We start from the raw sequence: 15,345 nt of genomic DNA, 5'->3' as shown, positions 1-15,345 counted from the left end.
CGGCGAACGATTAGTGCAGCTCCTTGACGCGGAATATTTTGCGCGGACGGCCGCGGCTGGTCGGCGCTTCCTCGCCGATGAGCTCGACGAGGCCGTGCTCTTCCAAGTCGCCGAGGATGCGGCGCGCGTTCCGCTTGGTCATGCCGAGCCATTCGGCGATGTCGGGGGCGCTGATCGAATTTTGCCCCAAGTTTTTTTGGACGGACAGCAGCTTGTTGTAGGTCGTGATCGTCACGCCCGCTCTTTTCAGCAGCTCGCTTATCTTGATATCTTCCGTCCGATAGTTGAAGTTGATGCTGCCGGTCTGCCGCAGGGGACCTTCGATATCTCCCGTGTCGGTGACCAGAATGGCGCAGAAGTTGCCGATTTTTTTGGCATGCTGCAGGGCGATCTGCGCATTGCGTTCGGCAGCCAGCGCGGTGACGCCGAATCCGATGCCAATGTTCGTTTTCAGGTCGGTGAGCAAGGCGATTTTTTCGAGCAGCACGGAAGGATGGGCGCTCTCCTCGGCCGTTTCGAACGCTCCCCGGGTCGTGAAGACGATATATTTGCCGTTGCCGAGGGCGACGAAGGAGCCGGACAGCGCCTCGACATGGCCCAGAATCGTCTCTTGAAGCTGGAGGTCCAGACGGCGCACGTCGTAGGAGCTTTTGTTTTGCCCGATCAGCTTTTCCGGTTCCTCGATATCGATGAACATGACCGCGATTTGCGATTTTTTGAAATGCATGGTTTCGCCCGCGGTGCTGGCCAGATGGAGCATCGTGCGGATCGTCATCCGGTTGGGTGTAATCCGGTATACGGGAATGCCCCGCGACTTCAGCTCCTCGTACACCCGGCTCAAGCAGGTGGCGCAGGCGTCGACCTTGCCTTGAGCGAACAGTCCGGAGTGGTAGGCGACCAGCTCTTCGGTCGGCTTGAAGCCGGTATACGACAGCAGCGGAATGGCGTCGTAAGCCAGATCCGACTCCGCGCAGGTTTCGTAGAAATGCTCCGGCAGGATCGTATCGAAGCTGACACGCCCGAGCTGCAGCCGGTCGCGGTATACGATTTCGAGCAGCACCTTCGTCAGGGAGGACCCGTTTAACTGCGGGAAAAGCGCCGTTTGCTTAATGTTCTGCTCCTGAGCGATCGCGTAAGGGGCTTGTCCCGAAAATACCCATAGGTCAATGTGATGTTCTTCGCGCCGGACGATATTCGCCGTTTCGCTTACGTTCTGATAGACGAACGGAACGATCGTCAACCGGTCTTGAAACTCTTGGCCGATCTCGCGAATCAGGTCGATCGAATCTTTCGGGCCGACGGCTCCAACTCTGGCAATCATATCGTTTGATGTCCTTTCCGAATGTAAAATGCCGGACCTATTCCAGTTTCGGAGCAGCCTGTAAAAATCCTTCTGAAATGCGGGTCCGGATCGATTTTTATTTGTTGACACTATCATAGCACATGTTTTATAGTTTATTAAGGGACTATTAAGGGAATTTTTCCACTAAATCGGGGGTGGTTATTCTTGCAGGACGTCTTTGACTATATCGAGCGGCACCAGGACGAGTACATCCGCTGGTTGCAGGCGTTATGCCGCCAGCCGAGCGTTGCGGCGCAAAACCGGGGGATGGCGGAAACCGCGAAGATGGTGGAGGGGCTGATCCGGGAGATCGGCGGCCGCGCGAAGCGGATCGACACTTCCGGCTACCCGGTCGTTTATGGCGAGTTTGCAAACGATAAAAAGAAAACGCTCTCTTTTTATAACCACTACGATGTGCAGCCGGAAGACCCGGTGGAGCTGTGGGACTCGCCGCCTTTTGCCGCCGAAATCCGGGACGGACGCATCTATGCCCGGGGGGTCACAGACAACAAAGGCAATTTGACCGCCCGGCTCGCTGCGGTGCATGCCTATACGGCGGTGCGGGGCGGGCTTCCGCTGAATGTGAAGTTCGTTATTGAGGGCGAAGAAGAGATCGGCAGCCTGCATCTCCGCGAATTCGTCGACGGGCACAGGGAGCTTGTGCAAGCGGACGGCTGCATCTGGGAGTTCGGCTACAAGAACGCGGACGGCAGCCTGCAGGCTAGCTTCGGGGTAAAAGGCATGTGCTACGTCGAGCTCGTGTGCCGGGGGGCGAATACGGAGATGCATTCCTCGCACGCGGCCGTCATCGAAAATCCGGCCTGGCGGTTAATCTGGGCGCTGAACACGCTCAAAACGCCGGACGAACGCATACATATCAAAGGCTTTTACGATAAGGTGGCTACCTTGTCCGAAACGGACATCGAAGTGCTCAAGCAAATGGATTACGACGAAGAAAGCACTTTGGAGAAGTTCGGTCTGGACTCGTTCGTCCTCGGGCTGTCCGGTCTGCCGCTGAAAGAAAAGCTGATTTACCAGCCGACCTGTACCGTGTGCGGGTTTCAATCGGGCTATACCGGCCAGGGCAAGAAGACGGTCCTGCCGTCCGAAGCGAGAGTGAAGCTGGATTTTCGTCTCGTGCCCAACCAGGACCCGTTCGAAATATTCCGGCTTCTGCGCCGGCACCTGGACGAGCACGGCTTCGCCGATATCGAAGCGATTCCGTATACGATGACGTATCCGGCCCGTACGCCGCTCGATAACGCTCTGGCGCGGTCGGTCGTCCGGACGGCCAAGCAGGTCTACGGGACGGAGCCGACGCTGAAGCCGATGTCGCCCGCGACCGGCCCAATGTACATTTTGTGCCAGCGCATCGGCATTCCTGCAGTTTCCGTCGGGGTCGGGCATTTTGCTTCGAATAACCATGCCCCGAATGAAAATATCGCCGTCGAGGATTATATCCAAGGCATCAAGCATATCGCGGCCATTATCGAAGACTTTTCCATCCAAGAGTAATCCTGAAGGGGGACACATTTGTGAAAAGGTTTACATCCATCAGTTTGGCGCTGGTTCTTGCGTTGTCGGTCGGCCTTGCCGGCTGCAGCAAACCGGATGCGGCGGGCGCAGGCGGGCAGCAGGGGAGCGGAAAAGCGAAGGAGAAGGTGCTGACCATTGCCCGAAGCGGCGACATTCTCGGCTTCGACGTCCACAACCATGGCTTTACGAGCACGGAGTCGGTTCACGTCAACATGTTCAACTACTTGGTCAAGCGGGACCGAGAAGGCAAATTTCAGCCCGATCTGGCCGTATCGTGGGAAAATGTGAACCCGACCACCTGGCGGTTCAAATTGCGCCCGGGCGTCAAATTCCAGAACGGCGATCCGTTTACGGCGGCCGACGTGAAATTTTCGCTGGAGCGCGTCGCCCAAGACGCCAAGCTGGTGGAGAACGGCAACTACAAGCAGATCAAGGAAGTGAAGGTGGTCGACGATTTGACGGCCGACGTCATTACCCACGAAGTGGAGCCGGTTCTGCTGTCGCGCCTGTCCCGCCTCGGCTCCAGCATGCTGCCGTCCAAATATATTCAGGAAAAAGGCTGGGACGAGTTTCTTAAAAAGCCTGTCGGCACCGGCCCGTACAAATTCTCCGAATGGATTCGCGACGACCGCGTTGTTCTGGTGAAAAACGACGATTATTTCGGCGAAAAAGGGAAATGGGACAAGCTGGTGTTCCGCTCGATTCCGGAGGAAGCGACACGGGTCTCCGAGCTGCTGACCGACGGAGTCGACATCGCGGTGCAGATTCCGCCGACCGATATGAAACGGATTAACAACGTCAACTCGACTCAGACGATCAGCGGTCCGACGACACGCGTCATGCTGCTGTCGCTGCGTACGACAAGCGGCCCGACGGCCGATCCGCGCGTGCGCGAGGCCATCGATCTGGCGATTAACAAAAAAGCGATTATCGACAGCCTGTTCGAAGGCGACGGCAAAGAAACGCTGACGCCGATTATCCCGGGCATCTTCGGAGCGAAGCCGGATTTGTTCGGCAAGTCGAACTACAATCCCGAGCGCGCCAAGCAGCTGCTGAAGGAAGCCGGTTTTGAAAACGGTCTTACGATCAGCTTCACCGGCTCGGTAGGTAAGTCGCTCAAGGATAAGGAAACGTCGGAGCTGATCGCGGCGATGCTGGAAGAGGTCGGCATCAAGGTGAAGATGGAAATTTTGGAATCGAGCAAATTCAACGAAAAACGCAATGCCGGTACGACCGGCGATATGTTCCTTGTCGCGTACTCCAACTCGATGTTCGACGCCGCGCTGCTGTACAAGCGTCTGAAACCGGATACAGGGTACAACAATCCCGAAGTGATGAAGCTGCTGAGCGACGCAGAGAAAAATATGAACGCCCAGGAGCGGGAGAAGCAGTTCCAGCAGGCACAGGACATTTTAGCCAAGGACCGTCCGCAAATTCCATTGCTGCAATTGGGCGCGAACTACGGCATCAACAAACGCATAGAATTTACTCCGAGAATCGACGAAATCACATATGCGGACGAAATTATTTTGAAGTAGGCTAACCTAACTTGTTCGAGGGGTCTCAGTCGCAGACCCCTTTGTCATTCCATCCTGTCCTTGGGAGGTACACCGTGAGGCAATTTTTCGTGAAGTCGATTATGCAGTTCATCCCCGTGCTGTTTCTGATCTCCCTGATCGTGTTCCTGCTCGTCCACGTCTCCGGAGATCCGGTCACGCTGATGCTTCCGGACACGGCGACGGACGAAGACCGTAGGGCGCTGACCGCGGCGCTCGGCCTAGACCAGCCGCTGTACGTTCAATATTTCAAATTTATGGCGCAATTGGTACAAGGGGACTTCGGCAATTCGTTCCGCTACCACCAGCCTGCGCTGCCGATCGTGCTGGATCGGCTGCCGGCGACGTTCGAGCTTGCGGCTGCGGCGATGCTTGTCGCGACGGTTATCGCCATTCCGCTCGGCATCATTTCCGCGACCAAGCGCAATTCGTTCTGGGACGTGTTCGCTACCGGAGCGGCGGTGCTCGGCAAGGCGATGCCGCATTTTTGGCTCGGCATTATGTTTATTCTTCTCTTCTCCGTGAATTTGGGGATGTTCCCGGTGTCCGGCCGCGGCACGCTGCTGCATCTGGTCCTGCCCGCGGTGACGCTCGGCACGGGGATCGCCGCCGAAATGACGCGTTTGATCCGCTCCAGTATGCTGGAAATTTTGGGACAGGATTACATTCGAACCGCCCGCAGCAAGGGCGTAGCCGAGAAGCTTGTCATTTACAAGCATGCGTTCCGCAACTCGCTCATTCCGGTCGTCACGATCATGGCGCTGCAAATTTCCACGCTGATCAGCGGGGCTCTCATTACAGAGACGATCTATGCGTGGCCCGGCATGGGGCAGCTCATTATTCAAGCGGTCAATACCCGGGATATGGCCATTGTGCAGGCTGCGGTGTTTGTCATCGCGTTCTTGGTCATTCTCAGCAACATGCTCGCGGACCTCGTCTACCGGCTGCTGGATCCGCGCATCAAATTCAATTAAACGCAGGAGGCGAGCGCACACATGAGCGTATCGATAGAAGCGCAAAGCGGACAGGTCGGCGCAGCATCCGCATCGAAGCGTCCCGGCAAGGCGGCGCGCATCGTCCGTTCGCTGCTGAAGAGCAAGACGGGCACCATCGGATTTATCATCGTCGTTGCGGTCTTGTTCATGGCGGTTTTTGCGGGCGCCGTGGCCCCGCACGATCCTGCCAAGACGAGTGCGGCCAAGCGGCTGCTGCCTCCGATGTGGATGGCGAAAGGCACGGCGGATCATCCGCTGGGCACGGACAATTTGGGACGCGACGTCCTCAGCCGCATCATCTACGGCTCGCAAATCTCGCTGCTCGTCGGCGTATGCGCCGTGGCCGTTGCCGGAACGATCGGCGTCATTCTGGGGCTGGTCTCGGGATATTACGGAGGCTGGACCGACCGGATCATAATGCGGATCGTCGACGCCTTCCTGGCGATTCCGAACATTTTATTCATGCTTGTGATTCTTGCGGTGCTCGGTCCCGGCTTGTTCTCGCTCATTTTCGTGCTGGGGGTCACCAACTGGGTCAAGTACGCGCGCATTATCCGGGGGGAAGTGCTCAGCGTCAAGGAGCGCGATTACGTGCGAGCGGCCCGCGCCGTCGGCTCGCGCGACGTACGGATTATTTTCAAGCATATTCTGCCTAACGTCGTATCATCATTCATCGTCGTGTCCACGCTGAGCATCGCCACGACCATTATATTGGAAGCTTCTTTAAGCTTTCTCGGTCTGGGCATTCAGCCGCCGACCGTCACGTGGGGCGGTATGCTGAGCGACGGCAGACAGTATCTGGCCACCAGCTGGTGGGTCGCGACGTTCCCCGGCATCGCCATTACGATTACCGTGCTGGGGATCATCTTCCTCGGCGACTGGCTGCGCGATATATTGGACCCGCGAATGAAAACGAAAGAATCTTGACTCGCGGGATGTACACGACACGAATCGAGGTGAAACCGTTGGCGCCACTGCTGGAAGTTAAAAACTTAAAAACCCATTTCAAAACCGAGGGAGGCGTCGTCGCTTCCGTCAATGGGGTTTCGTTCACGGTATCGAAAGGGGAGACGCTCGCCATCGTCGGCGAATCCGGCTGCGGGAAAAGCGTCACGTCCCTGTCCATTATGGGACTCGTCGCTTCGCCGGGCAAAGTAGTCGGCGGGGAGATTTTGCTCGAAGGCGAGAATCTGCTCGGCAAGAGTCATAAAGAAATGCGCAAGCTCAGAGGCAACAAGCTTTCGATGATTTTTCAGGAGCCGATGACATCCCTGAACCCGGTATTCACGATCGGGAATCAACTGGGCGAGGTGTTTCGCAATCACCAGAACGCGGACAAAAAACAGGCAAGAGCGAAAAGCATCGCCATGCTGGAGAGCGTCGGCATCCCGCAGGCGGACAAAGTCGTCGATTATTTCCCACATCAGCTCTCCGGCGGTATGCGGCAGCGCGTCATGATCGCGATGGCGCTGGCTTGCCATCCGGCGCTGCTGATCGCCGACGAGCCGACAACCGCGCTTGACGTGACGATTCAGGCGCAAATTTTGGAGCTGCTCAAAGGCTTGAGCAAGGACCGGGATACGGGCGTTGTGCTGATCACCCACGATCTCGGCGTCGTCGCGGAGATGGCCGACCGGGTCGTCGTGATGTATGCCGGCGAGGTCGTGGAGGAAGCGGACGTGTTCGAGCTGTTCGCCCGCCCGAGGCACCCGTATACGAAAGGACTGCTCGGCTCGCTGCCGAAGCTTGACGAGCAGCGCGAAGAGCTGGACTCCATTTACGGCTCGGTGCCCAATCCGCTGAACATGCCGGGCGGCTGCGCGTTCCACCCGCGCTGTCCGGTCGCAACCGAGCACTGCAAGTCCAACGTCCCGATGCTTGAACCCGTTGCCGCAGGCCATTGGGCGCGCTGCTTCTACAGTAAGGAGTGATTTGACATGAGCCAAACGAGCCAGCTACTATTGGAAGTTAAAGGGTTAAAAAAGCATTTTCCTTATAAGCAAGGCTTGTTTTCGCGGCAAAAAGGGGTTGTGCATGCCGTAGACGGCCTCGACTTTACCGTGAACCGCGGGGAGACGCTCGGGATCGTAGGCGAATCCGGGTGCGGGAAGTCGACGGCGGGCCAGCTTATTTTGCAGCTGCTGGAGCCGACGGCAGGCGAAGTCTGGTTTGAGGGCCGGAACTTAACGGCGCTCGGCAAAGAGGACGTGCGCAAGGTGCGCCGCCATCTGCAAATCATTTTCCAGGACCCGTACTCGTCGCTCAATCCGAGAATGAAGGTCGAGGACATCGTCGCCGAGCCGCTGGAGGTGCACGGTCTGTACAAAGGCGCAGCTTTGAAGGAGCGGGTCGTCGAGCTGCTGCGGCTGGTCGGCTTGGACGAGCACCATATGTCGCGGCATCCCCACGAATTCAGCGGCGGCCAGAGGCAGCGCATCGGGATTGCCCGGGCGCTCGCATTGAATCCGAGCCTGATCGTATGCGACGAGGCGGTGTCCGCTCTGGACGTGTCGATCCAGTCGCAAATTTTGAATCTGCTCAAGAAGCTGCAAAAGGAACTGAAGCTGACTTATATTTTCATCGCCCACGGGCTGCCGGCGGTCAAGCATATCAGCGACCGCATCGCCGTCATGTACTTGGGCAAAATCGTCGAGCTGGCGGACCGCGATTCCTTGTTTGCGCACCCCCGCCATCCGTATACGCAAGCGCTGCTATCGGCCGTTCCGGTGCCCGATCCGACGCAGCGGAAGGAGCGCATCATTCTGCAGGGCGATCTGCCCAATCCGGCGAACCCTCCGAAGGGCTGCAGCTTTCATACGCGCTGCCCTTACGCGCAGGACATTTGCCGCAGCGCGCCGCCTGCCTTGGAGCGGCAAGCGGAAGGCCATTTGGCGGCTTGCCATTTTCCGCTATAAAGGAGCGACCAACCGATGGAATCGAAAGCTTTGACCGAGCAAAACGATAAGCTGCACGCTTATCTTACCGTACTGTCCGCCTATCAGCCGCAAGTGGTTCCGGGGCGCGGGCGAGTTACGTTTTTGACCAAGAAAACCGGCCTACCTCAGCTGTGGAGCTGGGATGCGGCGACGGACTGCTGCGAGCAGGTGATCCAGCTGCCCGACCGGGTCGTGGAAGCCAAGCACTCTCCGTGCGGTTCGCGTACGGTTATTGGGATGGATCATAAGGGGAACGAGAAGCAGCAGCTTTATGTGCTGAACAACGACACGCTGGACGTGCAGGAGCTAACGGTTTCCCCACAGCATTTTCACAATGTCGGAGACTGGTCTCCCTGCGGGCGAAAAATTGCATTTTCCAGCAACCGACGGGGTCCCGGACTGTTCGATGTTTTCGTGCAGGACGTCGAAACGAAGCAGGTCGAGGAGGTTTACCGGCATGAGGGCCGGTGCGTACCGCTCTGCTGGCTGCCGGACGGCAGCGGCTTGCTGATTTTGGCCGATGTGACGAATGTGGTCCAGTCGCTTCACGTGCTTGATCTGCGCAGCGGCGCGATCCGGGAGATCGGCGTGCCGGGGGCGGGCGATTACGCTTCGGTGCAGCTCGCAAAGGACGGCACGGGGTACTTGGTGACCAATGCGGCCGAGAACACGATGGCGCTATACCGTTTTTCGCCGGAGCGGGCGGGGGCGGAGCTGCTCGTCCATGTCCCGGCGTGGGATATCGAGGCGGCGAAGCTGTCGCCGGACGGCAGCCGGATCGCATACATCGTGAACGAAGGCGGCATTTCCGCGCTGTACCTGTACGAGGTGGAAGGCGGACAATCCACGGCGGTGGAACTGCCGCGCGGCGTGATTCAGTCGCTGTCGTGGCTGAATGACGACGAGCTGATTTTCGCGTTGAAAAGCCCGGTGCTGCCGGGGGACATCTGGCGCTACGAGCTGAAGGGCGAGACGCTCCGGCGCCTCACCTCGTTCGGCAGGTCGGAGACGATCGAGCATCTGTGGCAGGAAGCCGAGCTGTACACGTTCCGTTCGTTTGACGGGGTGGAGGTGCCGTACTTTTATTACCGGCCGGCCGGAAGCGCCGAGCAGACGAAGGAAAGTGGGCCCGCGCCTACGGTGGTGTACGTGCATGGCGGGCCGGAATCGCAGATCCGGTTCGAATTTCACCCGGTCATTCAATATTTGGTCGGGCAAGGCTTTAACGTCGTGACGCCTAACGTCCGCGGCAGTATGGGCTACGGCAAAACGTACCTGAACCTCGACAACGCGAGAAAACGGATGGACGCGGTGGCCGATCTGGCGTGGATGGTGAAGGACTTGAGCCGTTTCGCGACGGTCGACACCGGCAAAATCGGCGTTATGGGGCGAAGCTACGGCGGATTTATGGTGCTGGCTGCGCTGACCCATTATCCGGATTTATGGGCGGCCGGGGTGGACATCGTCGGCATCTCGCATTTCCGCACGTTTCTGGAAAACACCGGGGAATGGCGCAGAGCGCTGCGCGAAGCGGAATACGGCACGCTGGCGGACGATTCGGACTTCTTCGAGGAGATCGCCCCGCTCAACCATTCGCAGAACATCAAGGTGCCGCTGCTCATTTTCCACGGCCGCAACGATACGCGCGTCCCGGTCAGCGAGGCGGAGCAGATGTATGCGGACATGCGGGCCCGCGGTCAAGAAGCGAAGCTGATTATTTTCGAGGACGAAGGGCATCAAACGGAAAAAATGGAAAATCACATCGCGATGAATACGGAAATTGTCCGCTTTTTCCGGGAATATCTCGAAGCATAGCCGCATGGCGGAGGAACGGCTCCGCCGCTGGCGATTTCTTCATGAATCCTTCATGTGACCTTAATCAAACCTTCATGCAACCTGTCTCCGAGGGAGATATGATAAAGCTTAAGGATAGGCAGTATGAAGGAGGAACACATCATGTACAATAGCGTAATTATCGGAACCGGCCCCGGAGGGTTGACGGCGGCTATTTATTTGGCGAGAGCGGGATTGAAGCCTTTGGTGATCGAAGGTCCGGAGCCGGGGGGACAACTGACGACGACGACCGAGGTCGAGAACTTCCCGGGCTTCCCGGAAGGAATCATGGGCCCCGAATTAATGGACAATATGCGCAAGCAGGCCGAACGCTTCGGCGCCGAATTCCGGACGGGATGGGTGAACAAAGCCGATCTCTCCAAGCGGCCGTTTACCCTTTCGGTCGAAGGCATGGGCGATATTCAAGCGGAAACGGTGATCGTATCGACAGGAGCTTCCGCGAAATACCTCGGCATTCCGGGAGAAAAGGAAAACGTCGGCCGTGGGGTAAGCACCTGTGCGACATGCGACGGCTTCTTCTTCCGGGGCAAAAAAATTATCGTCATCGGCGGCGGGGATTCGGCCATGGAAGAGGCGAACTTCCTGACCCGCTTCGCTTCGGAGGTCGTTCTGGTGAACCGGCGCACCGAGCTTCGCGCGTCGAAGATCATGCAGGAGCGGGCGCGCGCCAATGAGAAAATCAGCTGGCAGCTGAACCGGACTCCGCTGGAAGTCATCGCGGGCGAACGGGGTGTGACTGGGCTTAAGGTGAGAAACAACGACACTGGCGAGGAAGAAATCGTCGAAACGGACGGCATCTTCATAGCGATCGGCCATACGCCGAATACGAAGTTTCTGGACGGCCAGCTGACGACCGACGAGCACGGCTACCTGCTGGTGAAGCCCGGTACGACGGAAACGAACATTCCCGGCGTATTCGCATGCGGTGACGTTCAGGACAGCCGGTATCGGCAGGCGATCAGCGCAGCGGGCACAGGCTGCATGGCGGCGCTCGATTGCGAGAGATTTCTGGAGTCGGCCGAGCTGAAGGAGCTCGCGCTATAATCGAATCGGATTGGACTGACCCTGGCGTCTGTGACGGCTCCGGGGCGGTTGTTTTTCTCAGGAGCTGCGGAATCGCAGCTCCTTTGTTTAAATACTTATCCGCATAATCATCTTATCGCGATGTTTTCAATGGATCATATCTGCTATGAATGATAAAATCAGTTTGGTTTTGATGGGCAGCGATAACCGGCGTACTGCCGTTCCAATCCGTGTAAGTGCTGCCAGTGGCATTGGCTCTCATCTTAACGTTTTGCCATGACGCGTTGGAATAGTGCGTTTTTCCATCCGTGTCGGTTGTAATGTGCATTTGTTTAACTTGCGTTGTTGCAGGTATCGTAAGGAAGTGTTTTCTTGTCCCCCAGTCGGCGCCGTTAATCACCCTTGATCCGTTGACATAAAAATCAAAAGTACTATTTCCGTTATTGACAATTTTGACGGTAATTTTTTCCCCTGGCGACGGCTGCACATTCAAAAATTCGGATCTCCAGTAGGGGGCGCATTCGCTATCCGATTTTCCTGTGTTTTTACAAGCGTGGTACCCGGTGTTGATGAAGGCCTTATACTTACCGGCTGTATAAGAAATTCCGCCTTCAACATAGTCGCCCAAACCTAACTGAAAGTTTAAAACGCTGCCATTGGTTGCATTCACATTTGATGGAACGATAAGCTCCCCGACAATTCCCGAATAAGTCGAGGATTGCGTATACCACTTAATCCAGGAATCCCGATTTGCAGCAGATGCGGACAAGGATGCGCTAAGCGATGTGATGAAGACCAGCAGGACAAGAAATGTTTTTTTCATGATCCAAACCTCCTGATTTTTGGAATAATTTTACTCTATAATAATACCATTTTGAACCCAATATTTAAATATATTTCCAAAAAAAAGAACTATATTGTGGGTATACCCAGTTAAGCTATGCTGATCAGCACATATTAATAGTTATTAACTATATATTTTATAAGTTTAATATATTTTCGTTATAACTGTACTTTGCTTATACTATCGCTAAAGCAATCTTCTAATCTTTTTCTCTGGAGGGAACCGAGATGGGCCATACCAAAAAGCAGCTTATGGAACAGTTTAACGAAGCCGCAAGCGCATACGACCGCCAAAGGCGCAAATTGATTCCTTGCTTCGATGACTTTTACCAAATTGCCGTTTCGTTAACGGACGAGGGGAACGATGCTCTGAGCATTTTGGATTTGGGCGCGGGCACCGGCTTATTTTCGGCGTTCATGTTGGAGAAGCACCCTCGGGCTAAGCTGACTCTCGTGGATCTTTCCGGTCCTATGCTGGACGTGGCCCGGACGAGATTTAGCGGCGTGCCGAATGTCACGTACATTGTCGGGGATTACACAACCTGCGAGTACCGGGAGAAGTATGACATCGTCATCTCGTCCCTTTCGATTCACCATCTTGCCGATGCCGAGAAGCAAAAGGTATACCGTACCGCCTACGCCTTGCTGAACGACAACGGACTGTTTATTAATGCGGATCAGGTGTTGGGAAGCACGCCTGCGTTGGAGCAGCGGTATAAGCAGGATTGGAGCTGCAAGGTAGAGAGCAGCGGACTGTCTGCGGCTGAAATTTCGGCGGCTTACGAACGGACCAAGCTGGATCAGATGTCCACCTTGGAGGAGCAGCTTGTCTGGCTGAAGCAGGCCGGATTTTCGGACGTAGACTGCATTTACAAATATTTTAATTTCGTAGTCATGGCGGGTCGGAAAAAGGCTAGCGAAGAAGTGATTGACAAATTCGCAAACTGATACCATAATTTATAAACATAAAAGTTTAAAAAGTATATAAATCCTTGCGAGAAGGGAGGAAGCCCTCATGGTACATAGCGGCAAACAGGCGGCCCGTCCGCTTCATGACCTGTCGGAAACGGGTGCTGAACCGAATCATTCTGATTGCTCGGCAGCTTATCATTTTCTCGGAACGCGTTGGAATCTGCAAATCATATCCGCGCTGCTTGACGGCTATACTAGGTTTACGGAAATCGCCCTGCTGCTGAACCTGAATTCCCGCACCTTGTCTGAGCGGTTGAAGCATCTGGAGCTTGAAGGCATTGTTATCCGACAGGTAAGCAACCAAATTCCGGTACGTATTGACTATGAGCTGACAGCGAAAGGGCAGGCGCTGCGCGAAGTGGTGAGCGAAATTCAGAAATTGGCGATGCATATCAACGGTCCGGAGGCTATGGAGGTCACCGGTGAAATGAACGGCGGACGCTACGCAGAACGCGACATGCTGCAGATCGGATAACGGTTGAAAGCAAGCCGGAGTTGAGCGGATTGCTGTACTGCAAGAAAGTGTGAAAGCACTGCGGCGTAGGCGTTATACAGCGAATTCGCGGTGCACTGCGCTCTTGCGGGGGTGTAGCATTCATGATAAAAAGATGAAGAACTACATCCAAGAGCAGGGAGTGTGCAAGGCAACATGAAACAGGATCGCGGCACTTCCGGGTATGGCCGTGCGGCGGCCTTCGGAGTGCAGATGGCTTATTTGACAATTGGTTGCCTGCTGATGGCAATCAGCTATAACATGTTTCAGCATCCGCATCAGATTGCTGCGGGCGGTGTGACCGGCTTGTCCACCGTCCTCGAATATGTAACGGGCTTGAAGCCGGCAATCAGCCAATGGCTGATCAACGTGCCGCTGCTTCTGGCGGGAGCGGCGGTATTCGGCCGGGGATTTGCGGTCAAAACGGTATTGGGCTCCTTCCTGCTGCCTTTGTGTATCCTGTTGACCGAAGGCGTGCCGTCGCTGACCGACAACATGCTGCTGGCCGCCATTTATGGCGGCATCGGGACAGGGCTCGGGCTGGGCTTGATTTTCAAAGGCAACGCCTCCTCCGGCGGGTTTACGATCGTGGCGCTGCTTCTGAACCGCAAGCTCGGCATCGGGCTGGGAAAGGCGCTGATGATCCTCGACTTTGCTGTTATTTTAATGGCTGCGATCGTCTTTTCGCCGGAGAAGGCGCTGTATGCATGGATCGGGTTGTTTTTAACCAAAAAGGCGCTGGAGCTGGTCCACTCGGCCTCGGATTCCAAGGTAGCCTTTATCATTACGGATCAAACACGCGAAGAGACGCTGCGCGCCGCGATTTTGCTGGAATTGGACCGCGGCTTGACCCGGTTCACAAGCTGGGGCGGCTATACCGGGGAACCCCGCGGGGTACTGATGGTCGTCCTGAGGAATGCCGACATTGCGCCGCTTAAGAGGATCGTCAGCACGGTAGATCCGCAAGCGTTCGTCATTCTAAGCGAGGCCAGCGAAGTGTACGGACAAGGGTTCCACAGCTATCCCTTGGTTCCGCGGGCAGGAAGGGACGCGTCGAAAGTCTTCTCGTGACCTATCTATCGCGAAGGAGAGATCGAAATGAAAATACGCGAAGTGATTTTGCACTCCTCCAATTACGAGGCGACAAAACAGTTCTATTGCGATACGCTTCAGCTTCCCGTGCTTGAAGAGAGTGCGGATTCGCTGGTGATTCAGGCGGGGGAATCCAAGCTTACTTTTATTGCGGATGACCGGGAGCAAGCTTACTACCACATCGCCTTCACGATTCCCGACAATAAAGCGGATGAAGCGCTCGAATGGGTACGCAGCAAAGGAATCGAGCCGATTGCCAAAGACGATGCCGTGCAATATCCTTTTCCGAATTGGAATGCCACGGCTTTATATTTCTACGATCCGGACGGCAATCTCGTCGAATTGATCGCTCACCATTCCTTGAGCAATGCAACCAACGAGCCTTTCTCGTCCAAAGATATTTTACGGATTAGCGAGATCGGGCTTCCGGTCGAGGATCTGCCAGCCGCCCTCCGGGAGCTGCACGAATCGTTTTCGCTGGAGAAATGGAGCGGAGACGGCCTGCAATTTGCCGCGGTCGGCAATGTGGAAGGTCTGCTGATCGTGATCGATATCAAGCGCCCTTGGTTTCCGGATGAGCGGATGCCCGGCATTTTTCCGACGACGGTTAAGCTTCAGACGGAACGTGCCGGCAGTATCGAGCTCGGACCGAAGCCGTATCGGATCGAGAGCGTGATTCATTAAATAAAATTAAACATAGGTT

General features: G+C 55.9%; 14 protein-coding genes. 12 read left to right on the top strand and 2 right to left on the bottom strand.

Features of this window, described 5'->3' with window-relative positions:
• Window positions 1–10 precede the first annotated feature (10 nt).
• Window positions 11–1,321, bottom strand: coding sequence for a helix-turn-helix domain-containing protein (locus ET33_RS09365; protein ID WP_081890262.1), 1,311 nt, complete (start codon window positions 1,319–1,321; stop codon window positions 11–13).
• A 186-nt stretch (window positions 1,322–1,507) separates the two neighbouring features.
• Between ET33_RS09365 and ET33_RS09360 the strand changes: the two genes are divergently transcribed.
• From ET33_RS09360 to trxB, 8 genes are all read left to right on the top strand, one after another.
• Window positions 1,508–2,857: a M20/M25/M40 family metallo-hydrolase gene (locus ET33_RS09360; RefSeq protein ID WP_036679720.1), complete on the top strand. Its 1,350-nt coding sequence runs from the start codon at window positions 1,508–1,510 to the stop codon at window positions 2,855–2,857.
• Between the two features lie 20 nt (window positions 2,858–2,877).
• The gene (locus ET33_RS09355; RefSeq protein ID WP_036679718.1) at window positions 2,878–4,416 is read left to right on the top strand and encodes an ABC transporter substrate-binding protein; all 1,539 of its coding nucleotides are present in this window, start codon (window positions 2,878–2,880) and stop codon (window positions 4,414–4,416) included.
• A 74-nt stretch (window positions 4,417–4,490) separates the two neighbouring features.
• Window positions 4,491–5,408, top strand: coding sequence for an ABC transporter permease (locus ET33_RS09350; RefSeq protein WP_010495884.1), 918 nt, complete (start codon window positions 4,491–4,493; stop codon window positions 5,406–5,408).
• Between the two features lie 21 nt (window positions 5,409–5,429).
• Window positions 5,430–6,356 (top strand): ABC transporter permease, encoded by a 927-nt coding sequence (locus ET33_RS09345; protein ID WP_010495885.1) that lies wholly within the window; start codon window positions 5,430–5,432, stop codon window positions 6,354–6,356.
• 8 nt (window positions 6,357–6,364) lie between these two features.
• Window positions 6,365–7,360, top strand: coding sequence for an ABC transporter ATP-binding protein (locus ET33_RS09340; RefSeq protein WP_051775204.1), 996 nt, complete (start codon window positions 6,365–6,367; stop codon window positions 7,358–7,360).
• Between the two features lie 6 nt (window positions 7,361–7,366).
• Window positions 7,367–8,344: an ABC transporter ATP-binding protein gene (locus ET33_RS09335; protein ID WP_036679715.1), complete on the top strand. Its 978-nt coding sequence runs from the start codon at window positions 7,367–7,369 to the stop codon at window positions 8,342–8,344.
• Between the two features lie 15 nt (window positions 8,345–8,359).
• Window positions 8,360–10,180: a S9 family peptidase gene (locus tag ET33_RS09330; protein WP_051775203.1), complete on the top strand. Its 1,821-nt coding sequence runs from the start codon at window positions 8,360–8,362 to the stop codon at window positions 10,178–10,180.
• A gap of 141 nt (window positions 10,181–10,321) precedes the next feature.
• Window positions 10,322–11,263, top strand: a complete 942-nt coding sequence (gene trxB, locus ET33_RS09325; protein WP_036679713.1) for a thioredoxin-disulfide reductase — start codon at window positions 10,322–10,324, stop codon at window positions 11,261–11,263.
• 112 nt (window positions 11,264–11,375) lie between these two features.
• Here trxB and ET33_RS09320 read toward each other — a convergent pair whose 3' ends face one another.
• Complete coding sequence (locus tag ET33_RS09320) at window positions 11,376–12,065, bottom strand: hypothetical protein (RefSeq protein WP_036679710.1); 690 nt, start codon at window positions 12,063–12,065, stop codon at window positions 11,376–11,378.
• A gap of 248 nt (window positions 12,066–12,313) precedes the next feature.
• On the opposite strand from ET33_RS09320, the gene ET33_RS09315 reads away from it, so the two are divergent.
• The 4 genes from ET33_RS09315 (at window position 12,314) to ET33_RS09300 (ending at window position 15,326) form a co-directional block, all read left to right on the top strand.
• A complete protein-coding gene (locus ET33_RS09315; protein ID WP_036679708.1) occupies window positions 12,314–13,033 on the top strand; it encodes a class I SAM-dependent methyltransferase in 720 nt (239 codons plus the stop codon).
• A gap of 67 nt (window positions 13,034–13,100) precedes the next feature.
• Window positions 13,101–13,532, top strand: coding sequence for a winged helix-turn-helix transcriptional regulator (locus tag ET33_RS09310; protein ID WP_063761627.1), 432 nt, complete (start codon window positions 13,101–13,103; stop codon window positions 13,530–13,532).
• Window positions 13,533–13,706: 174 nt separating this feature from the next.
• Entirely contained in the window at window positions 13,707–14,621 is a 915-nt protein-coding gene (locus ET33_RS09305) for a YitT family protein (RefSeq protein ID WP_036679945.1), read from the top strand.
• A gap of 27 nt (window positions 14,622–14,648) precedes the next feature.
• Window positions 14,649–15,326, top strand: coding sequence for a VOC family protein (locus ET33_RS09300; RefSeq protein WP_036679705.1), 678 nt, complete (start codon window positions 14,649–14,651; stop codon window positions 15,324–15,326).
• Window positions 15,327–15,345 lie beyond the last annotated feature (19 nt).

Origin of the sequence: Paenibacillus tyrphae, from assembly GCF_000722545.1 — a bacterium.
GTDB lineage: Bacteria > Bacillota > Bacilli > Paenibacillales > NBRC-103111 > Paenibacillus_G > Paenibacillus_G tyrfis.
This window is presented reverse-complemented; position numbering and strand designations above follow the sequence as displayed.